15 protein-coding genes are annotated in these 21612 nt (G+C 63.1%); 5 read left to right on the top strand and 10 right to left on the bottom strand.

Annotation, left to right across the window (positions count from 1 at the left end):
• Positions 1-79: 79 nt before the first annotated feature.
• Complete coding sequence (locus ACYU8T_RS03155; protein WP_461158486.1) at positions 80-2752, top strand: coiled-coil domain-containing protein; 2673 nt, start codon at positions 80-82, stop codon at positions 2750-2752.
• A gap of 239 nt (positions 2753-2991) precedes the next feature.
• Here the strand turns inward: ACYU8T_RS03155 and ACYU8T_RS03150 are convergent, their stop codons facing one another.
• From ACYU8T_RS03150 to wecB, 4 genes are all read right to left on the bottom strand, one after another.
• Positions 2992-5103, bottom strand: a complete 2112-nt coding sequence (locus tag ACYU8T_RS03150; protein WP_461158485.1) for a GumC family protein — start codon at positions 5101-5103, stop codon at positions 2992-2994.
• Positions 5103-5813 (bottom strand): polysaccharide biosynthesis/export family protein, encoded by a 711-nt coding sequence (locus ACYU8T_RS03145; protein WP_461158484.1) that lies wholly within the window; start codon positions 5811-5813, stop codon positions 5103-5105. Before ACYU8T_RS03145 ends, ACYU8T_RS03150 begins: the two co-directional genes overlap by 1 nt.
• A gap of 123 nt (positions 5814-5936) precedes the next feature.
• Positions 5937-7232, bottom strand: a complete 1296-nt coding sequence (wecC, locus tag ACYU8T_RS03140) for a UDP-N-acetyl-D-mannosamine dehydrogenase (protein ID WP_461158483.1) — start codon at positions 7230-7232, stop codon at positions 5937-5939.
• A gap of 111 nt (positions 7233-7343) precedes the next feature.
• The gene (wecB, locus tag ACYU8T_RS03135; RefSeq protein ID WP_461158482.1) at positions 7344-8489 is read right to left on the bottom strand and encodes a non-hydrolyzing UDP-N-acetylglucosamine 2-epimerase; all 1146 of its coding nucleotides are present in this window, start codon (positions 8487-8489) and stop codon (positions 7344-7346) included.
• A gap of 160 nt (positions 8490-8649) precedes the next feature.
• Here wecB and ACYU8T_RS03130 point away from each other — a divergent pair, with 160 nt between their 5' ends.
• Positions 8650-9966, top strand: coding sequence for a UDP-glucose dehydrogenase family protein (locus ACYU8T_RS03130; RefSeq protein WP_097091222.1), 1317 nt, complete (start codon positions 8650-8652; stop codon positions 9964-9966).
• 140 nt (positions 9967-10106) lie between these two features.
• On the opposite strand, the gene ACYU8T_RS03125 is transcribed toward ACYU8T_RS03130, so the two are convergent.
• Complete coding sequence (locus ACYU8T_RS03125; RefSeq protein WP_201513480.1) at positions 10107-10955, bottom strand: ABC transporter permease; 849 nt, start codon at positions 10953-10955, stop codon at positions 10107-10109.
• Positions 10956-11070: 115 nt separating this feature from the next.
• Between ACYU8T_RS03125 and ACYU8T_RS03120 the strand changes: the two genes are divergently transcribed.
• The 3 genes from ACYU8T_RS03120 to ACYU8T_RS03110 all read left to right on the top strand — a co-directional run bounded on the left by ACYU8T_RS03120 (position 11071) and on the right by ACYU8T_RS03110 (position 14970).
• On the top strand, positions 11071-11754 hold the full coding sequence (locus ACYU8T_RS03120; protein ID WP_247231622.1) for a GcrA family cell cycle regulator: 684 nt from the start codon (positions 11071-11073) through the stop codon (positions 11752-11754).
• A 103-nt stretch (positions 11755-11857) separates the two neighbouring features.
• Positions 11858-13831 carry a DNA topoisomerase IV subunit B gene (gene parE / locus ACYU8T_RS03115; RefSeq protein ID WP_247231624.1) on the top strand — a complete coding sequence of 658 codons (1974 nt, stop codon included), beginning with the start codon at positions 11858-11860 and terminating at the stop codon, positions 13829-13831.
• 113 nt (positions 13832-13944) lie between these two features.
• Entirely contained in the window at positions 13945-14970 is a 1026-nt protein-coding gene (locus ACYU8T_RS03110) for a transglutaminase-like cysteine peptidase (RefSeq protein WP_461158481.1), read from the top strand.
• 14 nt (positions 14971-14984) lie between these two features.
• Here ACYU8T_RS03110 and ACYU8T_RS03105 read toward each other — a convergent pair whose 3' ends face one another.
• From ACYU8T_RS03105 to ACYU8T_RS03085, 5 genes are read right to left on the bottom strand one after another with little or no spacing between them, the layout of a single operon-like run.
• Entirely contained in the window at positions 14985-16259 is a 1275-nt protein-coding gene (locus ACYU8T_RS03105; protein ID WP_461158480.1) for an HlyD family type I secretion periplasmic adaptor subunit, read from the bottom strand.
• Positions 16256-17263 (bottom strand): cell wall hydrolase, encoded by a 1008-nt coding sequence (locus tag ACYU8T_RS03100; RefSeq protein WP_461158479.1) that lies wholly within the window; start codon positions 17261-17263, stop codon positions 16256-16258. Before ACYU8T_RS03100 ends, ACYU8T_RS03105 begins: the two co-directional genes overlap by 4 nt.
• Positions 17260-19419, bottom strand: coding sequence for a type I secretion system permease/ATPase (locus ACYU8T_RS03095; RefSeq protein ID WP_461158478.1), 2160 nt, complete (start codon positions 19417-19419; stop codon positions 17260-17262). Before ACYU8T_RS03095 ends, ACYU8T_RS03100 begins: the two co-directional genes overlap by 4 nt.
• A gap of 54 nt (positions 19420-19473) precedes the next feature.
• Positions 19474-20868 (bottom strand): TolC family protein, encoded by a 1395-nt coding sequence (locus ACYU8T_RS03090; RefSeq protein WP_461158477.1) that lies wholly within the window; start codon positions 20866-20868, stop codon positions 19474-19476.
• A gap of 13 nt (positions 20869-20881) precedes the next feature.
• Entirely contained in the window at positions 20882-21523 is a 642-nt protein-coding gene (locus ACYU8T_RS03085; RefSeq protein ID WP_461158476.1) for an OmpA family protein, read from the bottom strand.
• Positions 21524-21612: the final 89 nt, after the last annotated feature.

The raw sequence follows: 21612 nt of genomic DNA, 5'->3' as shown, positions 1-21612 counted from the left end.
GGGCCGAACGCTATCGGGCTTGCGTTAAGTTTTGGTAACAGGGCATTTTGTTGCGCGGAAAAGATGATAGGATGGGGTCATGAACGGGGGCAGCACCATCGTCGAATTCTGGCGAGACAAGAGCATTGCGACTACTGGCGAGTTGCAAAAGGACGAAGCACTGCTGTTGGAGCAGGTCGTCGAGGACGCAGACACCGATGACGAAGCCGTGGAGCGGCGCGATCCCTTTGATCGACGAACGCAGGCTATCTTCGGGCTGGCCGCGCTGCTGTGGCTGGGCTTTGCCGGTTGGGCCACCATATCCACGCATCAATGGCAGGCGGGACCTGCTGCCTGGCCCGGCCTTGTCACGACCATGCTCCTGCCGGTGGTGGGCCTCGGGGTCTGCTATCTGTTGCTCGCTCGCACCAGCAGGGCCGAATCGCGCCGCTATCTGGACGCCGCGCGCGTGCTGCATACGGAAGCAGAGCAGCTCGAAGCCCGGCTGAACCGCATCAACCGCCAACTCGCTACCGCTCGCGATGCGATGCAGGATCAGGCGGAATTGCTCGATAGCTACGGCGCAGCCGCGAGCAGCAATATGGAAGCATCAGCCGAGCTGATCGCCAGCCGCGCGCACAGCACGACGGAAAAGGCCGAAGCAGCCGAGCGTGCAGGCACTGCCTTGGTCGGCCGCATGGACGCGTTGATAGCAGCCATGCCGGAACTGGAAGAGCGCGCCACCCGCATGGCCGCCCAGATCATCGACAATGGCCATGCCTTGGCCGAGCGTATCGACACTCTGGAAGCCCGGCTCCATGCTTTGGGCGAACTGTCCGACGATGCGCGGGCGCGCACCCTCACCGCCACGAAGAGCCTGTCGAGCCAGCTCACCCAGCTGCAGGAAGCCACGCGCTCCGCGACGGAAGAAGTGAACGGAATGGCGGACATAGCTGCCGGGCGGATAGACGCCACGGCGCAAAGTGCCCGCCTGACGATGCAGGAGGGCGCCGCCGAAATCGATCGCCAGGCAAGCACCCTTGCCAGCCTTCTGGAAAGAGCGCGCGCGGGCATCACCAACAGTGCCGAAGCCACGATCGAATTACTGACGCAAAATCTCGACCGGGTTGAAGGCGATGTGCGGCAGCGCTTGGAAAATGCCGTTGATCACGCACAACAAAGCATGTCGGCGGCCGATCGCGATCTCACCGCGCAGGCGGAGTCACTCCGCGCCCTTGTCGAGACCGCGCAAGCAGGAATCGCCGCGACCAGCCAGAATGCCCTTGCCGCTCTGTCTCGCGACGCCGAAGAGATCGAGCTTCAGCTTCGCGCACGCGCAGAAGCTGCCTTCGCTCGCGCTCACGAAGGCGTGACGATCACTGAGGAAGGTCTTGCCCGGCAGGCTGAGGCACTTGACGCATTGGTCACCCGCTCGCGCGGCAATATCGCCAGCATCGGCGATGAGACCGTCTCCGCCATTTCCGACCATATGACGGAAGTGGAAAGCCGCCTGCATCAGATCAATGATCTGGTCGAAGGACAGCGTACACTGGTGGCTGGGCTGCACACGACGCTTGGCGATGCCATCGACAACGCGCAGTCACGCTTCGCCGCGCTGGAAGAAAGCGCCCTGTCGCGCAATGACCGCCTCACCGACGCACTTTCGCGCCTCACGGTCGAGACACAGCGCATCGATGAAGCGCTCGCAGCCGGCGGGGTCACGGCAGAAAAGCTCATCAGCTGCGCCGAAACCCTGCTTGTGGCACTCGATTCGAGCGTTCGCGAACTGGACGAAACTTTCCCGGCCGCGCTTCAGCGTTTCGATGCCCGCATTTCCACCAGCCGCGAGCTGCTCGACAGCGCGGCCCCCGAAATGGAGCGTTTGGAGGCAATTTCCGAAGCGTTGGTCGGCCGCACGCAGGAAGCCGAAGAGCTGCTGCGCGGCCAAGGCCGTCGGCTCACCGAATGGCTGGAAAGCACGCAAAGCGGGGTCGAGGCCAATCGCGAGCTGGTTGAAAAGCTGCGCACGGCACTCGACCATGCCCATGAAGATGCAACGCGGATCACCGAGGGCGCTGGCCCGTTGCTGGTGACCGCCTTGCTGCGCGTCAAGGACACGGCTGATCAGGCCGCCGAACGCGCGCGCCAGGCATTGGGCCGCGCAATTCCAGATGCGGCGCAGTCGCTCGCCGAAGCAAGCGAAGTCGCGCTGCAGCAGGCTGTCAATGACAAGGTCACAGCGCAGATCGAAAAGCTCGCTCAAGTCGCGGAGGAAGCCGTTCGGGCGGCGCACCAAGCGTCCGATCGCCTTACGCGGCAGCTACTCACCATCGCCGATACGAGCGCCAGCGTTCAATCGCGGATCGAGGAAGCAGAACGAGCCGCAGAAGACCGCGACCGGGATCATTTCGCCCGCCGCTCTGCCCTGCTCATAGAATCGCTCAACAGCACCTCGATCGATGTCGCCAAGATCCTGTCGAACGATGTGACGGATTCCGCTTGGGCTTCTTATCTAAAGGGAGATCGCGGCGTCTTCACCCGCCGCGCCGTCAAGCTGCTGGATGCAGGCGAATCGCGCGAGATCGCCTTGCATTATGACAATGACGCCGAGTTCCAGGAGCATGTGAACCGGTACATTCATGATTTCGAATCCCTGCTGCGGATCATCCTGTCGGCACGGGACGGCAACGCGCTCGGGGTTGCCGTGCTTTCGTCGGACATGGGCAAGCTCTATGTCGCCCTCGCCCAGGCTATCGAGCGGCTTCGCCAATAGACGCATGGCCGTGGGTTCATCCCGGCTACGCGTTTCCATTCCATGGTACAGCCATTCTTCAGCGGCGAATACCACCTGCTGGCTGAGGAATACGTCCATAAATCATGCAGACGGGGCTCTGACTAACGCCATCACGCGGCACCAATGGAAAATCCGATCAGACTGGATCGGACCATGCTCCATCAGCTTTGGTCTTCCGCATTTCTTACGCCAGCAGACACATCTGCTTCGAAAATGCACTAGCCGTTTCTGTGATACTCATATTCGAAGGCGCGCCCCTGCTGCTTTGTCAGCACCGCACCGATGATCGCGCCGCCCGCTCGGCGCAGACGATCCACTGCTACCCGCAATCCGCCATGATGATTGCGGCCCCATTCCACGATCAGCACCGCCGCCTCTGCCTTTGCTGCCAGCAGCGACGTATCGGGAACCCCCAGGATAGGGGGCGCGTCGATCAGAACCGTATCATATCCGCCCTGGACGTTCGCCAGCAGCACATCGAGCGCGGAGGTGGACAGTAGCTCTGCCGGATTAGGCGGTATGGCGCCGCTGGGCAGCAGCGATACGCCGGGAATTCCACTCTGCACGGTTACGTCCTCCGGCTTCGCCTGCCCCGTCATGACCTCGCTGAGGCCCCGGTCAGGCGTGATGCCGAACAGGCCATGCTGGCGCGGTCTGCGCATATCGGCGTCAATCACCAGCACCCTGCGGTCGAGCTTGGCCAGCGCCAGGGCCAAGGCGTGGACGGTCGAAGACTTCCCCTCGCCTTCCTGAGCGCTGCTGACCAGGATCGACTTCGGCAATCCTGCGGAGGAGGCAAGCAACAGCGAAGATGCAATGGGGACGTAGGTTTCCGCAGCCGGCTTGTCGGTCACGGGGACCGTACCCAGCAATGGCATGTTAGCGCGCTCCGCCAATGTGTCGGCAGACGTCACGGCGTCATCGAACACATGCCGTCCCGCAACCATCAGCAAACCCAAAAGCAGACCTCCCAGCGAGGCCATCAGCATGGTGGTGCCAATATTGGGAGAAGATGGTCGTGAAGGAACGGCGGCACGGTCCAGCGGCTGGATGCGCCCTGCTTGAAACCCCGCCTGCGACGCCATGTCGCGATAGCGCTGGAGCAGGCTGTCATGCAGCAATCGATACGTATCGACCGACCGTTCCAAAATGCTCATCTGCACGCCGCGCCCACGTTCCGCCTGCGCTTGGCGCTCCACACCCGCGATCTCGGCTTCGATCTGTTTTTCGCCATGGACGGCAACGTCAAACTGCTCCCGAAGGGACGCGCGGATGCTGTTTGCCATCGCCGCAGCCTGATCGTCGAGCGCCGCCAACCGGGCGCGCGCCTCCCGCATTTCCGGATGGGCATCCTTACGGAACTGCCGTTCCTCCACGACTGATGCCCGGGCTTGCGCCCGCTGCGCCATCAACTGTTGCATGGCGCCATTGTTCAGCACTTCAGGCAGCGTCTCCACGCTCGACAGACGCGCGCTTTCCCACCGCTTCTGCGCCGCGATCCGATCTGCCATGGCTTGGGCGCGAAAGGCATTGAGTTGCGCGAGCCGGGTCGCGGTCGTCCCCGCGGCGCTGTCAGGCAGACCATCCTTCGTGCCAGCGGCTTGGGAAGGCGACCCATTCCTCGCGGCATAGGTTGCAAGGTCTCGCTCGGCGCGCTCCAGATCGCGGCGAGCGGCATCCAGTTCACCCAACAGGAACCGCCGCGCCTGAACCCCGGACTCAAAACCTCGCTTCAGGTCCGCCCGGATCAGACTGTCGGCATAGCTGTTCGCCACCCGCGCCGACAGCGTCGGGTCCGCGCTCGTGAAACTGATGCGGATGACACGGCTTTTGCCGGGCAGCTGCACGTCCAGATTCTCGCGGAGGAGGTTGATCACCGCCTCCGTTTCCACCTGCCGCTGGCTGAGCGATCCTGATCCCCGCTCGGGGCGCCGTTCATCCATGCCGTCGAAGAAGGTGCGGCTGCCCACCAGCGCCAACTCGCGCGCGACATCTTCCGCAAGCGCGCGGCTGCGCAGCACTTCCTGCTCGGTTTGCATCAGCGCTTCATTGTCTGCGGGCGCGACCGGCCGCTGGGTCGCCCCTGCCCCCGCCGCTCCTGCGGGCACATCCTCGACCTCTACCGACGCGGTCGCGCGATAATCGGGGGTGGAGAGAAGGATGAAGATGATGCCCGCCAATACGCAAAGCGCCATGGTGACCAACAGGATGATGCGGTGCCGCCATATCGCTGTCCAGGCGGAACGAGCGATCGTCACCATGCGAGCGCTACGCCCTTCCGGCATCGCGGAGGCGTGGTCATTGTCGATGCGGATGATACGCCCCGCCATCAACGATCTCCGTCCAGCGCTATGAAGGCCGCTCCCAGCGCCGGGAGAACCAGCAGCGTACCGCCCAGGATCGCTTTCGCCCGTGACAGGCCGACAATGATTGTGTCACCGGGCAGGACCTCAGGATCAGCCGCCTCACCCTTGCGGATCGCGTCCAGGTCGAACTTGGCTGCTTGCCGCTGGCCCTGCACCTGACGGACAATGACGATCTGCTTCAGGCTCGCAAGGCGGCTGGGGCCCTTCGCCAAGGCGACGGCTTGCAGCAGCCCGGTGCGGCCTTCGATGGGATAGAGCCCAGGCTCCCTCACCTCTCCATCCACCGTGATGCGGCGGCCTACGGCCTTTTTTACGAAGACGGTGACTTGCGGCGAGACCAGATAACGCTCGCCCAGCCTGCCCGCGATGACGTCGGACGCCTCGCCCGCCGACAGCCCGGCGACCGGCACGTCTCCGATCAACGGCATTCGGACCATGCCTGTCGCCGTCACCTCGGCATCTTCCAGCGAAAGTCCGGGCTCATGATATATTTGCACGCGCAACACATCATCGGGCGCGATGCGGTAATCCATGCCCACCGCCGGGGCGGCAGGCATCAACGCATAGGCCGCAGCCTCACGCGGTGCATCTTCGGCCGTCGCACATCCGCCAAGCAGGGCGCAGCCGAAGAGGATGCCCAAAGTCTGATGCGTCCTGTCGGTCGGCCTGCCCATCTATGACAAATTCCCCACATATTTCAGGCATTCCGCCAGACGGCGGATGCCTGCGGTGGGGTTAGCGAGGCGAAATGGTCATGGCAACCACGGCCACGCGCTCGCGCAACGGTCCGCAGTCGGTCAGACCGCGATACGCCCCGGCTGATCGTGCGGCAGGCGGCGAGGCTGGTCGGGCCATACCCCACGCGTGTCATAAACCGCCTTGCCAAGACGCTCGTCCACCGGAACTGATTTGAACATGTCATGATCAACCAGAATGACGAATACGCCACATTGTTCCAGTGCCGTATCGAGATCGATCAGTTCCGCCCCAGTGCCTGCAAATTCCATCGGCAAGGCGTCGGCATAGGGCTCGACCAGTTTGATCCGGCGGCCATAGCGGCGGGCGAGACGGCTCGCCACTTTCACCGCCGGACTTTCCCGGAAGTCATCGATGTTCGCCTTAAACGCAAGGCCAAGGCAAGCAACATCCTCGCCCGCAAAGTCATCGATCAGGTCCGACACCTTTGCAACGACATGGTCAGTCTTTGCATCATTCACTTCCCGTGCGGCCCGGATAAGGCGGCTGTTTTCGGGATCCCCATGAACGATGAACCAGGGATCGACAGCGATACAATGTCCCCCAACGCCCGGTCCGGGCTGAAGGATGTTCACGCGTGGATGGCGATTGGCGAGCCGGATCACTTCCCACACATCAATGTCCATGCCCTCGGCGATGACGGACAATTCGTTGGCGAAAGCGATGTTGACGTCACGGAAGCTGTTTTCGACCAGCTTCACCATTTCGGCAGCACGCGCGCTGGTGGTGATGCATGCGCCGCGCACGAACTGGCGGTAAAAGGCTAGCGCTTTGCGGGCGCATCGTGGCGTGATGCCGCCAATGCAACGGTCATTGTCGATGAGTTCGACAAGGATGCGGCCCGGCAGAACGCGCTCTGGGCAGTAGGCAATCGCCACGTCTCCCGCAGTGCCGGGGCCCGGCATCTTCAGGTCAGGGCGAAGTTGCGCGAACAGGTCCCGCATCGCTTCGGTCGTGCCCACCGGCGAGGTGGACTCCAGGATCACCGTGTCGCCCGTCTTCAACACCTCGGCAACGGTCCGTGCAGCGTTCAGCACATAGGAAATATCGGGAGCGCGATCCTCCGCCACGGGAGTGGGCACTGCGATGATGAAGACGTCGCTTGGTTCGACGATCAGGCTGGCCCGCAAATTTCCGCGCGCAACAACGCCTTGGACAAGGCCATCGAGATCAACTTCCTCGATATGGACTCGGCCCGAATTGACCGTCTCCACAACATGGGCGCTGACATCCACGCCCACGACCTGAGCTCCGCCGCGCGCAATCAGGGCCGCAGTGGGCAACCCGATATAGCCAAGGCCAATGACGGAAACCTTCTGCTGCTTGTCGATGGGCATGCTTCAATCCTGGAAATCGATCAGTTGCCGCTGTTTTTGAAGGCAAAAGCTGAAGATTCCGGTAATGGAGAGACGCGTTTAGCAACGGAGCTGGAATGCCATTGCGCGAAGCTATGCTGCCTCGTCCAGCCCTTCCGTCGCTACGCCGCCCGATGCGATGATGGCTGCAATCCGCTCCGAAGCGCGACCGTCGCCAAATGGATTATGCGCGCGCGCCATTGCCCGGTAGGCGGCTTCGTCATCAAGCAGCGACAGGACCTCGCGAACTATCCGGACGCGATCTGTCCCCACCAGCTTGGCGGTCCCAGCCGCTACCCCTTCGGGACGTTCCGTCGTTTCGCGCATGACGAGTACCGGCTTGCCGAGCGACGGAGCCTCCTCCTGCACGCCACCGCTGTCGGTCAGCACCAGATGGCACATGTCCAGCAGCCTTACGAAATGAGGATAATCAAGCGGTTCGATCATCGCAACGTTCTGCAATCCGCCCAGAACAGCCTCCATGATCGGGCGCACATTTGGATTGGGGTGAACGGGAAAGATCACGGCGATGTCCGGACGTGCGGCGATGTCAGCGATGGAACGGGCGATCGCCTCCATGCCGCCGCCGAAATTCTCCCGCCGATGGCTGGTGACGGCGAGGATGCGCGTCCCTGCAAATCGCGTCGCCAACTGATCCAGGCCAGACGCAAGCCCAGGCATTGCGACGATCCTTTCGCGCGTCGTAAGCAGAGCATCGATCACGGTATTGCCAGTGACATGGATGCCGGACGGATCGCGGCTCTCGCGCAAAAGAGCTTCGGCCGCGGCTTGGGTCGGGGCGAAGTTCATGTCGGCCACGCAAGCGACAACCCGCCGGTTCACCTCCTCCGGCCAGGGGTGATAAATATCTCCGCTGCGCAGCCCGGCCTCCACATGAGCGACCGGAATTTGCCGGTAATAGGCAGCAAGGCTCGCGACCATGGTCGTCAGCGTGTCGCCATGCACGATGATGCGGTCAGGCCTTTCTGCATCGAACGCTTTGCCGAGATCGACGATCAGCTTGGCCGTCAGGCCATCCAGTGTCTGGTTCGGCGTCATGACGTCCAGGTCGATGTCCGGCCTTATGCCCGCAATGTCGAGTACCTGGTCCAGCAAACCCCTATGCTGCGCCGTGACGATCACGCGCACATCGACATGATCGCGCGCGCTCAACGCATGGATGACAGGAAACAGCTTGATCGCTTCGGGGCGTGTCCCGAATACCACCGCAATTTTCATATTCGCCCCTTGATGCGAGCCTTTAAGGCTACCCCCTGCCAGCAAATCGTAACCATCCCCTGAACAAGGGGTAATTCCGACGCGCGCTTTCGCAGGTGCAATGACCTATGCTAGGGCCCGGTCAATCCTTCATTTTTTCGAACGAGGCAGTGGGTAATTTATGAAGATCACGATGATCGGCACGGGATATGTCGGCCTGGTATCAGGTGCCTGCTTCGCCGATTTCGGCCATGACGTGGTGTGCGTCGACAAGGATGCTGCCAAGATCGACGCGATCTTGTCCGGCCGCATGCCGATCTACGAACCCGGCCTCGATCAACTGGTGGCAAATAACGCCGCGGCGGGGCGATTGACTTTCACGACTGACCTTGCTGCGGGCGTGAAGGGCGCGGATGCTATCTTCATCGCCGTCGGCACGCCTTCGCGCCGTGGCGATGGCCATGCGGACCTCAGCTACGTCTACGCTGCGGCACGCGAGATCGCGCAAGCAGTAGACGGCCCCACCGTCATTGTCACGAAGTCGACCGTGCCCGTTGGCACAGGCGATGAAGTCGAACGCATCGTCCATGAAGTCCGCCCAGGCATGGATATTCAGGTGGTTTCCAACCCCGAATTCCTGCGCGAGGGCGCCGCGATCAGCGATTTCAAGCGGCCCGACCGCGTTGTCGTGGGCACCACCGGCAACGAACGGGCGACCGCTGTGATGGCCCAGATTTATCGGCCATTGAACCTCAATCAAGCGCCGGTGATGTTCACGGGCCGCCGGACGGCCGAGCTCATCAAATATGCAGCCAACGCCTTCCTGGCGACCAAGATCACCTTCATCAACGAGATGGCGGACCTGTGCGAAGCGGTCGGCGCGGAGGTGCAGGACGTGTCGCGCGGCATCGGTCTCGACAACCGGATCGGCAGCAAGTTCCTGCACGCGGGTCCCGGCTATGGCGGTTCCTGCTTCCCGAAGGACACGCTGGCCCTGGTGAAGACCGGGCAGGATTATGACACGCCGATCCGCATCGTGGAGACGGTGGTGCAGGTAAATGACCTGCGCAAGCGAGCGATGGGCCGCAAGATCGTGAAGGCGCTGGGTGGCGAAGCGCGCGGCAAGACCGTCGCGCTGCTCGGCCTCACCTTCAAACCCAACACGGATGATATGCGTGATGCCCCCAGCCTCGCGATCGTGCAGGCGTTGGAGGATGCAGGCGCCCGGATCGTCGCCTATGATCCCGAAGGCATGGATGTCGCCAAGCCAATGATGCCGGGCGTATCGATGGCGAAGGACGCTTATGAAGCGGCAACAGGCGCCGATGCCCTCGTGCTCGTCACTGAATGGGACATCTTCCGCGCGCTTGATCTAAAGCGCCTTGCCGGTTCGATGAACACGCCTCTGCTGATCGACCTGCGCAATATTTATCCGCGCAGCGAAGCAGAGGCAGCAGGCTTCGCCCTTACCCGGGTAGGTGGCAAGGGCGTGATCTGATGGATTTTCGCTCTGGGGAAGGCTGGGACGGTCCCCGCCTTCCCCGCCTCCGTCATTGGTTGGCCGCCGCGACGGCTCTGTTCGTCCTGACCCAAGTCATCCCAGTGATAGCGGGCTTCATCTGACCCATTCGCCACATATCAAGCCTTAAGCTTCCAACCACGCTTCAGAAGAATATAGCACAGCAGCGCCAGCGCGATGTTGAGCACCAAAAGTACGATGCTGCCCACCACCACATCTCCATCGGCCGCCGCCACGAACCCATAGCGGAACCCTGAGATTGCATAGAAAAACGGGTTGGCATGGCTGATCGCCTGGAATACTGGCGCCAGTCGATCGATGGAATAGAATGTACCGGACAGCAGCGTCATCGGCCCGATCACGAAATTGGTGATCGCAGCGGCATGATCGAACTTTTCCGCCCAGATCGATGTCAGTACGCCGATGAACGCCGTCAGTGCCGCTCCCATCAGGCCAAACCAGGCGATCGCCCAGGGATGTGCAGGCGTAACATGGACGCCCGGCCACAGCGCCATCGCTCCCCACAGGGCCAGTCCGACGCAGAATGCCCGCGTCACTGCCGCACCGACCAGAGCCAGCAGCAATTCGCTGTTGGACAAGGGCGGCATCAGATAGTCGATCAACGTACCCTGCATCTTGCCGGCGAGCAGGGAGAAGCTGCTGTTGGCGAACGCATTGTTCATCATGCCCATGATCATGAGCCCGGGCGCGATGAAGTCCGCGAAAGGAACGCCCAACACCTGCCGGTTCGCACCTCCCAGGGCGATCGAGAAAATGATGAGGAACATCAGCGTCGTGACGGCGGGCGCCCAGATGGTCTGGAGCTGCACCTTCATGAAGCGGCGCACCTCCTTCCGGTATAGCGCACGCGTGCCCGCCCAATTGACGTTGCGGATGACGAGCTCACCCGGTTCATGAAAAGCAGGCCGCGAAGAGGCGGGTACGGAAAATTGGGGCTGTTCGTTCATGCTTCGATCGACTATCGGCTGGTCTGTTGTGCCGCAAGGGCGTTGTGCACGGGCTTTAACCTGTGCAGGCGCGTCCCATATAGGGCGCTAGCCAGAGAATTTGAGGAGTCATTCATTGTCCTGGACCGACGAGCGTATCGACCAGCTCAAGGCAATGTGGGAAAAAGGCCTGACCGCCAGCCAGATCGCGGACGAACTGGGCGGGGTGAGCCGTAATGCCGTGATCGGCAAGGCGCATCGCCTTGGCCTGCAATCGCGCCCATCGCCTGTTAAGCCGAACGAAGCGCCCAAGAAGACCGCGCCCGTCCGGAAAGCTGCGCCGGAGGCCGAAGCGCCCAAGCCTGCCGCGCCCGTGCAGCAGCATAGCGCACCAGCGCCCGCGCGGCCTGCCCCGCCGGTCGCGCCCGCTCCCGCGCAATCTGCTGCGGCACCTTCCGCGGACGCCCCTGCTCCCGCGCCGCAACCGCGCATCATATCGGTCGGACCGGGTGGCTTCCTGCGCCAGGGCCCCGGCGACCAGCAGGCTCCGATCCCCCCCGCGCCACCGCGCCGCTTGGTCCCTGCCAAGCCGAGCCCGGAGATCGCAGGCAAGACGACGCTGCTCGACCTGACCGAGCGTATCTGCAAATGGCCTATGGGCCACCCGGGCGAACCAGACTTCCATTTCTGCGGTGAAGCCGTAAATCCGGGCTTTCCCTATTGCGTCGAGCATTGCGGCCGCGCCTATCAGGCTCAACTGCCGCGCGGTACGCGCCGTCCCCCGCCGCCGCTGCCCTTCGGCGGGCCGCGCGTACGCTGACGCTTCGCTTACCTCTAGAATATCACCGGGCCGGTCGATGAGACCGGCCCTTCTTCATTCCTCCTGCTTGCGCCCGCCGCCCACCCGCCTATAGCTTGTGCGCATGTCCGATCTGTTCGCGAGCCAGCCCCTTTCCTCTTCCGGCTACGACGCCTCCTCCATCGAAGTGCTGGAAGGGCTGGAGCCAGTACGCCGCCGCCCCGGGATGTATATCGGCGGCACGGACGAACGGGCGCTGCATCACCTTGCCAGCGAAGTGCTCGACAACAGCATGGACGAAGCGGTCGCGGGGCACGCCACCCGGATCGAGGTGACGCTGGAACCCGGCAACAAGCTGACCATCACTGACAATGGCCGTGGCATCCCAGTCGGCATGCACCCGAAATTTCCGGGCAAGTCCGCACTCGAAGTCATCCTCACCACACTTCATTCCGGCGGCAAGTTCACGGACAAGGCTTATGCGACCTCCGGCGGCCTGCACGGCGTCGGGATCAGCGTCGTGAACGCCCTTTCCGTCGTCACCGTTGTCGAAGTCGCAATCAACAAGGAGCTGTTTCGACAAAGCTTCGCCCAAGGCTTACCGACCAGCGGGCTCGAAAAAGTCGGTGCCGCACCCAACCGGCGCGGCACGTCGGTCAGCTTCATCCCCGATCATGAGATTTTCGGCGAGCAGAAGTTCAAGCCCGCGCGCCTTTACCGGCTCGCGCGGTCCAAGGCCTATCTGTTCGCGGGCGTCGAAATCCGCTGGAAATGCGCGCCTGAGCTGATCAATGACGATACCCCCGCCGAAGCGGTGTTCCAGTTTCCCGGCGGTCTTGCCGATCATCTAAAAGAGCAGATCGGCACGCGTGAATGCGCGACCAGCGCTTTCTTTTCGGGAAGCCAGGATTTCCCAGACGCTGCCGGCCGCGTCGAATGGGCGATCGCTTGGCCGCTTTGGTCGGACGGCAGCTATAGCTGGTATTGCAACACCATCCCTACGCCCGATGGCGGCACGCACGAGACCGGTCTGCGCGCCGCCCTGGTGAAGGGCATCCGCGCGTTCGCCGAGCTGGTGGGGAACAAGAAGGCGAAGGACATCACCGCCGACGACATCGTGACGTCGTCGGAAATCATGCTGTCCGTCTTCATCCGAGATCCGCAATTCCAGAGCCAGACCAAGGACCGCCTCACCAGCCCCGAAGCCGCTCGCCTTGTCGAAAACGCGGTGCGCGACCATTTCGACCACTTCCTCTCCGACCATATGGAGAGGGGCAAGGCATTGCTCGCCTATGTCGTCGATCGCATGGACGAACGGCTGAAGCGCAAGGCGGAAAAAGAGGTCAAGCGCAAGACGGCAACCTCAGCCCGCAAGCTGCGCTTGCCCGGAAAACTCACCGACTGTTCGACCGACGATCCGGAGGGCACGGAAATCTTCCTGGTCGAAGGCGACTCGGCAGGCGGATCGGCCAAGCAGGCGCGCGACCGCAAGACACAGGCGATCCTGCCCCTGCGCGGCAAGATCCTGAACGTCGCTTCCGCGAACAACGCAAAGATCCTGGCGAACCAGGAAATCGCGGATATGATCCTGGCCTTTGGCTGCGGCACGCGGAAGGACTGCAATCCGGACAATCTGCGCTATGAGCGCATCGTCATCATGACCGACGCCGATGTCGATGGCGCGCATATCGCGACGCTGCTCATGACCTTCTTCTTCCAGGAAATGCCCGAACTGGTGCGGCGTGGGCATCTGTATCTCGCCCAGCCGCCGCTCTATCGCCTCGTCGCCGGGGGCAAGAGCCTCTACGCGCGCGACGACGCCCATCGCGAGGAACTGCTGCGCACCGAATTCAAGGGGAAGAAGGTAGAGGTCAGCCGGTTCAAGGGTCTTGGCGAAATGAACCCGAACCAGCTGCGCGAAACGACCATGGACCCCAAGACCCGTAGCCTCATCCGCATCACCCTGCCCGATGATGTCGAAGATCGTCAGCAAGTACGCGAATTGGTTGAGCGGCTGATGGGCACCAATCCCGCGCACCGCTTCGCCTTCATCCAGGAAAATGCCGCAACGGTGGACGAAGAAGCGATCGACGCCTGACGCTATTCGCGCATCAGCGCCCCGGCACTGAGCCTGTCGCGATTTCGTGGCTACCGCAGCATTAACCACGGCGGGCCACGGGATGTTCAATTTTCCGGGCGATACCGGCAAGCATGTCAGGCTTCGCCCCGATCCTTCGCATCGCGCCACGCGCCGCTCCGGTCCTGCTGCTGACGCTTCAGAGCGGCGCCGCATTCGCCCAAGCCCCTGCTTCGGCCGCCATGCTCAGTTCGACGACAAGCGGTGCAGCCTACGGTCAGGCCGACCGTCTCGCATCCACCCTGCTCGCGGGCGGCATGAGCCGCCTCACCGCCATCAGCGCGCAGCAAGGGAGCGGATCTTCCTTGAACTGGGCGTCGCCGCTTGCCGAACCGCAGGCCGTCGTCAACGGCAGCCGGGTCGAGCGGATGCTGTCGCAGATGCCTGGGTGGGAATTGCAAGGCGTCCGGTTGATGCTGAACCAGTCTTCGCTCAGCTACAAGCAACCCGACCTTGTCCCGGCCTTCATGCGCGGGCTGATGACAGCACCAGCCGCTACCTTCGTCATGCCTAAGGCCACGCCGCTGCCATCTGCTCCAGCGCCACGCGCGGGACAGCCGGATATCTTCGGATCGGTGGCGATGGCGGTAAGCCGGACACCGCTCGATGACAAATGGGCGGCAATCGCCCGATCGGCTTCAGCTCCCGTCATATCCGCAAGCTTCTTGCGATCGGCCCGCGCCGCCGCCGGGCTTCAACAGGTGGAGATGGTGAATCGCTGGGTCAACAGCCGCCTGCGCTTCGCTGATGACCGGCAGGGGCGCGACAGCTGGGCTTCGGCCAACCAGTCGCTACAGCGCGGGGTTGGCGACTGCGAAGACTACGCCATCGCAAAGATGCAACTGCTGGAAGCGGCAGGCTTCGACCGGCGCGCCATGTTCCTCGTCATCGCGCGAGACCTGGTACGGCAGGCCGATCACGCGGTGCTCGCGGTACGTTTAGGCCATGAATTGCTGGTGCTCGACAATATGACAGACAGGGTACTGCCTTCGTCTGCCGTCAGCGATTATCGGCCGATCATGAGCTTCAACGCTTATGGCCGCTGGACCCACGGCTATCGCGTGACGACGCCGCACCCGGTCCAGTTCGCCGCTCGCTGACAAGATCCGCTGCCTTACCGCTCCCGCAACGCCTCCGCGCGCGCCTTCATGATCGGCTTCAGCAGGTAGGCGAGCACCGATTTGCGGCCCGTCAATATCTCGACATCGCACACCATGCCGGGCGTGATCGGCAGTTTGTGCGCGCCCGACCCAAGCCATGCCCGGTCCGTTTCGACGACAACCGTGAAATAGGCCTCCCGCGTCGCTTCGTCATAGACGCTGTCGGCTGAAACCTGCTGCACGGTCCCGCTCAGGCCGCCGTAGATGGAAAAGTCGTAGGCCGTCACCTTCACCACGGCGCGATCACCGGTCTTGATGAAGGCGATGTCGTTCGGCTTCACCCGCGCCTCTACCAGCAACTTGTCGCCGATGGGCACGATCTGCATGATCTTCTGACCCGCAGTCACGAAGCCGCCGATGGTCGTCACTTGCACATCATTGACGACGCCATCGACTGGCGAGCGAATTTCCGCGCGCTGTGCGCGGCCCTTCGCCCCCCGCAGAGACTCACTGTTGACGGCGATCTTCGCCTCCAACTGGCTGCGTTCATTCAAAGCATCCTGACGGAACTGGTAATTGGCTTCCGACAGCTGCGCCTGCGCCTCGCGGATCGCGGCGGATGCACGTGACGCCTGCTGCTGCGCCGCGTTGAGCCGCCCCTGCGCATCCACCAGGTCACGCCGGGCATCGAGCAATTCGGTTTGCGGGATAATGGACTTCGCGGCCAGTGGCTCCAACATCGCCACCCGCTGCCGCGCCAGTTGGACGCTGCCACCCAGGCTGTCGATCGTGGCCTGCGCCTCGCCCAGCTCCCGGCGGCGCTGCTCCACCTGAGCGGACAGCCCATCCTGCTTACTGCGGAGCGCCGATTGACGGACCGCCGCGAGCGCCTGCTCCTGCTGACATTCGGGGCCACCGGTCGTGCAATTTTCGCCCGCTCCAGTGCCTTCCTTCTCCAGTCTTCCTGCCCGCGCGGCAAGCGATCGCGTCTCCGCCTGCAACTGCCCCAGCTCGGATGCCAACATCGCGTCATCCAGCCGCACCAGCAGTTGTCCCTTGCTGACCTTTTGCCCCGACCGGACCAATATCTCTTCGATCGTGGTCGGTTCGGCGGACTGGATCACCTGCGCCTTGCTTGACGGGATCACCCGCCCCTGCCCATGCGTCACTTCGTCCACTGGCGCGAGGCTGGCCCACAAGAGGAACGCCAGCATGCCCCCGCCGCTATAAAGGATGACCTGCTTGTTGCCCGGCTGCCCCCGCAGCCAGTCGATCCAGCGCCCCATCATGGTTTTGCCTCTTGCATTGCATGTTCATCGGCTGCGAGCGCTACCGCCTTCGCCTTTTCCTGCGCCGCCAGCATGGTGCTCAGCGCACCGCCACCTTGCGAAGGATCAGGGATGGACAGCTTCCACCCCTTGGTCGGGTCCATTCGCCCGCCTACATCATTGGCCGCCCGCCGTTCCGGCAGCGCCGCGACTGGGGGATAATCGATCTCCGGCTCGCTCAACGTCGCCATCTGCGCCGGATTGAAGGCGGGGATATATTCACCACCAGCATAGCGCCCCACAAAGGCGCGCGGCAGGCCCCAGGCGCCCGGCCAGCGATAGAAGATGTGCGCGCCGATCTTCGCCAGCTTTGCCAGGTGCGGCGCCCATCCAGGAAACACATAATCCGCATGATAATGGGTGGCCGTGCCCACACTGGGTTCAACCTCGCCCGCCAGCGCCGCCGCAGCGATCCGCTGTGCCCGGTTCCAGAGCACAGCCACCGGCCGCCGCGCGAGCGACCCATCACACACGAAACTGAATTGGCATACGGACGCGTTGAAGCGCTGATACACCACGCCGCACACCGTCTTGGCGAAGGCGGGATGACGCACACGGTTGAGCACGACCTGCGCCACCGCGCGCTGGCCGCTTTCCGGTTCAGCAGCCGCTTCATAATAGATGGCCTGCGTCAGGCATTGCAGCGCGCGGCTCCTGTCCTCGCCTGATGATTGCAGGGCCCGAAAAGGCGATGCTGCCGCAACAGCCCCCTGCGCAAACCGGAGCCTGCCATTCTGCACCTCCGCCTCCTGCCCAGTCGTCAAGGGCGCGGCTTCGCGTTCCGTAATGTCTACCAGTGCGCGATATTGACGTGGAATGGCGGGCACATCGTCCATGATCTTTGTCTCGACCGACATGTGAGGAGCAGGACCACTATGCCAGCCGGCCATTCCTGCACCCAAGACCGTGACAAGCGCACAAGTCACGCCGAGCAGGGATGCTTCACGTGCGGATAGCGCGCTCATTGCACCGCTCCCTTCTGAAGCTGCCCGATAACCTCGTCGCGTGGCCCGTCCGCCAGAACCACGCCGTGATCGATCACGATCAGCCGATCGACGATGCGCAGCAGCGCATGCCGGTGCGTCGATACGATCAGCGTCTGCTCCGGCTCCAATGCCTTTGCCAGATGATCGACGAAAAGGTTTTCCGTCTGATTGTCCATCGCTCCGGTCGGCTCATCGAGAAAGAGCAGCCGCGCCGGTTCCACCAATGCCCGTGCCAGCACCAGAAAGCTGCGCTGCCCGCCCGACAAGCGGCTGCCGCGCTCGCCGATGTGCAGGTCGAACCCGGCGGCATCGCGCCCGAAGAAGCGGGACGCGCCCGAACGCTCCAGCGCGTCCAGCAGCTTCTCGTCGTCGGCGTCCCGTGCTCCCAGCAACAGGTTTTCGCGCACCGAGCCGCTGAACAGTTCCGCATCCTGCCCGACATAACGGAAGGCGGAGCGCAGTTCGTGCGGATGATATTGGCGGCTGTCCACATCATCGATGGTCAGCATGCCACCGGCTGGCGGATAGAGGCCGCACAACACTCGTCCCAGCGTCGACTTGCCGGATGCCACGCGCCCGATGATGCCAATCCGTTCGCCCGGCTCAATACGCAGATCGATGCCCTTGAGGCTCGGTTGGGTGGCGCCCGGATAGCTGAACTCCAGCCCCTCGGCGACGATCGCACCCTTGCGCACCTTGGGAATGATGCCACGCGCGCCATCCAGCCGCTCGTCCGGCTGGTCGATCAGCGTCTGTAGGCTGCTCAACGTCGTCATCGCCTGCCGCGCGCGGACAATCACGAAGGCCAGCTGCCCGACGGGCGCCAATGACCGGCCCGCCAGCATGACGATCGCGATAATTGCGCCCATGGTGATGTCGCCAGCCGCGAACATATAGAAACCGCCGATCACCAGCGCGATGCTCGTCACCTGCTGGCACAGCGATGCGAGCGTCACGCTGGTCGAACTCAGCCGCCGCAGCTTTTCCTGCGTCGATGCACTCATTCGAGCGTAACGGCGCCACCGGTCGAGCATCCGCCCTTCGGCGCGGCATGCCTTCAGCGTTTCCATGCCGCCGATTGCTTCCACAAGCGCTGCACTTTGCAGGCTGGCATCCGCTTGCGCGTCACGCGACAGGGCCGCCATGGAACGCTGCAGGAAATAGCCCGCCGTCGCCATGATCCCGATCATGACGACAGGAACGATCGCGAGCCAACCACCCAGCAGCGCGATGATGCCGACGAACACGAACAGGAAACTGAGGTCCACCACCAGCACCACGGTTGTCGATGTGAAGAACTCCCGGACGCTTTCGAATTCCGACACGCGCCGAGCCAGAGCCCCGGTGCTGCCCGCCCGGCTGGCGAGCGGCACATTCATCACCTTCTCGAACAGTCGCTGCGACAGGCGCTCGTCAATGTCCCGCCCAGCCTCATCGACCAGCCGGGCCCGGGCGAGCCTCAGCGCGAAGTCGAGGCCAAAGGCCAGCATGACGCCCGCACCCAGCACCCAAAGGCTGGACGCCGCCTTGTTCGGGATGATCCGGTCATAGACGTTCATCGTGAACAGTGGCAGCGCAAAGGCGAGCAGATTGATGATCCCCGCCGCAAGCATGACATAGCCGAAGGAGCCCCGCGCCCGCCAGACTTCGCGCCAGAACCAATGTTGCCGTGCCCGTTCATCCCACGGCCGTTCCTCGGCCCGCTCGCGGCCATGATCGGCCATGACCGCCAGCGCCTCGCCAAGAAAATAAGGCTCCAGATCGGAAAGCCGGGCCCACACCGGCTCACTCGCATGAGGGAGTTGGATCAGCGCGTCGCCCTGCTTCAGATCCAGCAGGAGGAGAAAGCGCTCGCCCTTTAGCGGGAGGATCGCGGGCAGATTGGCAGGCCGCCATTTTTCCAGACGGCCGCGGACATGGTCGCTCAGCAGGCCGATCTGATCCAGTGCGGATTCCGCCTGATGAAAGGGCAAGCGCCCCGACTCATCAACGGCAAGGCCCGCCCGTAACGCGACGATCCCGGGCGATCGATCGAAATGCCGCGCGACATGGGCGATACACTCACTCAATTCGTCGCCGGGCGTACCCTGATGGTCCAGCCATTCGGCCAGACTTAATGTGCTTCGTTCCAACATTGTTTACCCCGCGCCACCCCAGCCGAAGCCGGGGTGACCCCCAAAGATGGAAACTCAGCCCGGATAGCGCCGCCGCTGCAATTCGGCGGGCGGCAGATCCGGGACATCATATTTCTTGCGCGCATAAGGATTGGCGCCCGAAGGCTGGGCAATCCCCAGAGTGTCGAGCAGCTGATTGGTCGCCGCCAGGATCTGATATTGCGCGAAGATTTCGGAAAAGCGGGCCGTTTCCGTCCGCACCTGCGTATTGAAACGCGTATTCTGGCTGTCCAGCACGTCAAGCAGCGAACGGCGTCCAACGTTGAACTGCTCGCGGTAAGATACCAGCAGGGAGTCCGACACGGTTGCCTGGCGCGACAGGTCGGTCAGCCGCTTCTTTTCCGTGTCCCAACGGTTCCAGGCGGTGCGGACATCGTCTTCCGCCTCCCGCTGACGCTGGCTGAGCCGGAAACGCGCCTCGCTTGCCCGGCGGGTCATTTCCTGGACCTTCGCCCGGTTGATTCCGCCGTCGAACAGTTGCCAGCGCAGGACGACACGCCCCTGCACGTCATTGGTGCTGCCACGGAAGCCATCGACATCCTCACCGATGCGGCCACGCCCTTCCAGCACAACCTTCGGCCCAAGCTCGGACTCCGCCTCGTCCACGACCGCATGAGCCGCCTGAATGTCGGCCTCCGCTTCCCGGATCAGGGGATTGTTGGTGCGCGCGCCAGCTATTGCTTCGTCCAGCGTCGGCGGGACGGCGCTCATCACTGAATCCGGCATCGACACCTGATCGATGGAAAGGCCGGTGAGCGTCCGAAAGCTGATCGCGGCGTTGGTCAGGTCCTGCTCGGCCTCGCTCTTGCGCACCAGCGCGGATTGCAGACGCTCTTCGGCCTGCTGCTGGTCGGCGATGCTGATCGACCCTTTCGACACGCCCTCGCCCAGGTCGCCGAGCAGCTTGCGGTGGAAGGCGATGTTATCCTCCGCCGCTGCTACGACGCGCTGTTGCAGCATATAGTCGAGATATTGGCGCGTGACGTTCAACGCAACGAACTGCGACCGTTCGCCCACGCGCAGAGCCGCGCCGTCGATCCGGGCGGCCTGGCGCCGCTTTTCGGCGCTGCGGTAGCCGAAATCGAACAGCGTCTGTTCCGCCAGGACGCTCGCTTCCAGTGGATAGAGCGTCTGGTCGCCTATACCCAGCGTCCGCCGCGTGTTATTTTCCAGCCGGCGAATACCAGCCGATCCTTCCACGCTGACCCGGGGCAGATACAAGCCCTTGGCCTGTTCCCGCTCGAACTCGATCGCTTCCTTGTTCTGGATCGCCTGATTGATTTCCGGATGACTGTCGATCGCGGCGGCGATGGCGCTCTTGAGGTCGGTGGTCTGTGCCCAGCCGCTGGTTGCCATGGTCGCGGCGCACAGAGCCATGAGGCTGCCGCATGTCTTGCGCAGGATTGTCATGATCGCGCTCCCCTCAATTCGCGCTGGCAGTGACTTCGACCCGACGATTCATCGGTTCGCGCACATTGTCGGCTGTTTCGATCTTGAGTTGGGTCTCGCCCAACCCGCTGACGGTCATCGCATCCATCGCGATGCCGCCCTGGGCCATCAGCCCGGCAACATTCTGCGCCCGGCGCAGCGACAGGGCATCATTATAGCCCGTGCCGCCCGACGTATCGGTATAGCCGGTGATGCCAAAGCGGGTCCAACCACATTGAGCGGCGGACTGCGTCACCTGACTGATCGTCGCAGCGCCCTCGGGCAGCGGCGTATCCATGTTCCAATCAAAGAAAATGGACACCGCCGGTGCCGTACAGTCCAGCGCGGGTGGGGCTGAAGCTGCGGCCGGCACCGGCGGCGGTGGCGGCGCCGATAGGCGTGCCACAAAGTCGTCGCACTTGTTGATGCTGTCCGCATCCCTAGTGCCGGATTTGATGAAGCCCAGCGCTATGCCGCACTGGTTCTTGGCCTCCACGGCCCAGGTCCAGCGGCTGTCCTGCGCTGCCCGCAAGCTTGCGTCGCCCGCCGCTGCGACAGCCGTGTCATAACGGCTCTTCAGCGCACCCTTGAGCTCTGAACGACCCATCTGCAGCAGGGGCGAAGTGGGCGCCGCCAAGGCCCCCGTAGACATCATCCCCGCTGCAAGGCCGAAGGAAGCGATGCTTCTCAACCTGTTCCGCATAATCATTCTCCCCCAAATATACC

It is taken from the genome of Sphingobium sp. TomMM35A (genome assembly GCF_054771735.1).
Note: the sequence above shows the minus strand (reverse complement) of the source record. Positions and strands in the feature narration are given on the sequence as shown.

Excerpts from the sequence above, each read along its gene's own strand:
- ACYU8T_RS03155 (WP_461158486.1), top strand. The coding sequence starts at position 80 with ATGAACGGGGGCAGCACCATCGTCGAATTCTGGCGAGACAAGAGCATT.
- ACYU8T_RS03150 (WP_461158485.1), bottom strand. The coding sequence starts at position 5,103 with ATGGCGGGGCGTATCATCCGCATCGACAATGACCACGCCTCCGCGATG.
- ACYU8T_RS03145 (WP_461158484.1), bottom strand. The coding sequence starts at position 5,813 with ATGGGCAGGCCGACCGACAGGACGCATCAGACTTTGGGCATCCTCTTC.
- wecC (WP_461158483.1), bottom strand. The coding sequence starts at position 7,232 with ATGCCCATCGACAAGCAGCAGAAGGTTTCCGTCATTGGCCTTGGCTAT.
- wecB (WP_461158482.1), bottom strand. The coding sequence starts at position 8,489 with ATGAAAATTGCGGTGGTATTCGGGACACGCCCCGAAGCGATCAAGCTG.
- ACYU8T_RS03130 (WP_097091222.1), top strand. The coding sequence starts at position 8,650 with ATGAAGATCACGATGATCGGCACGGGATATGTCGGCCTGGTATCAGGT.
- ACYU8T_RS03125 (WP_201513480.1), bottom strand. The coding sequence starts at position 10,955 with ATGAACGAACAGCCCCAATTTTCCGTACCCGCCTCTTCGCGGCCTGCT.
- parE (WP_247231624.1), top strand. The coding sequence starts at position 11,858 with ATGTCCGATCTGTTCGCGAGCCAGCCCCTTTCCTCTTCCGGCTACGAC.
- ACYU8T_RS03110 (WP_461158481.1), top strand. The coding sequence starts at position 13,945 with ATGTCAGGCTTCGCCCCGATCCTTCGCATCGCGCCACGCGCCGCTCCG.
- ACYU8T_RS03105 (WP_461158480.1), bottom strand. The coding sequence starts at position 16,259 with ATGATGGGGCGCTGGATCGACTGGCTGCGGGGGCAGCCGGGCAACAAG.
- ACYU8T_RS03100 (WP_461158479.1), bottom strand. The coding sequence starts at position 17,263 with ATGAGCGCGCTATCCGCACGTGAAGCATCCCTGCTCGGCGTGACTTGT.
- ACYU8T_RS03095 (WP_461158478.1), bottom strand. The coding sequence starts at position 19,419 with ATGTTGGAACGAAGCACATTAAGTCTGGCCGAATGGCTGGACCATCAG.
- ACYU8T_RS03090 (WP_461158477.1), bottom strand. The coding sequence starts at position 20,868 with ATGACAATCCTGCGCAAGACATGCGGCAGCCTCATGGCTCTGTGCGCC.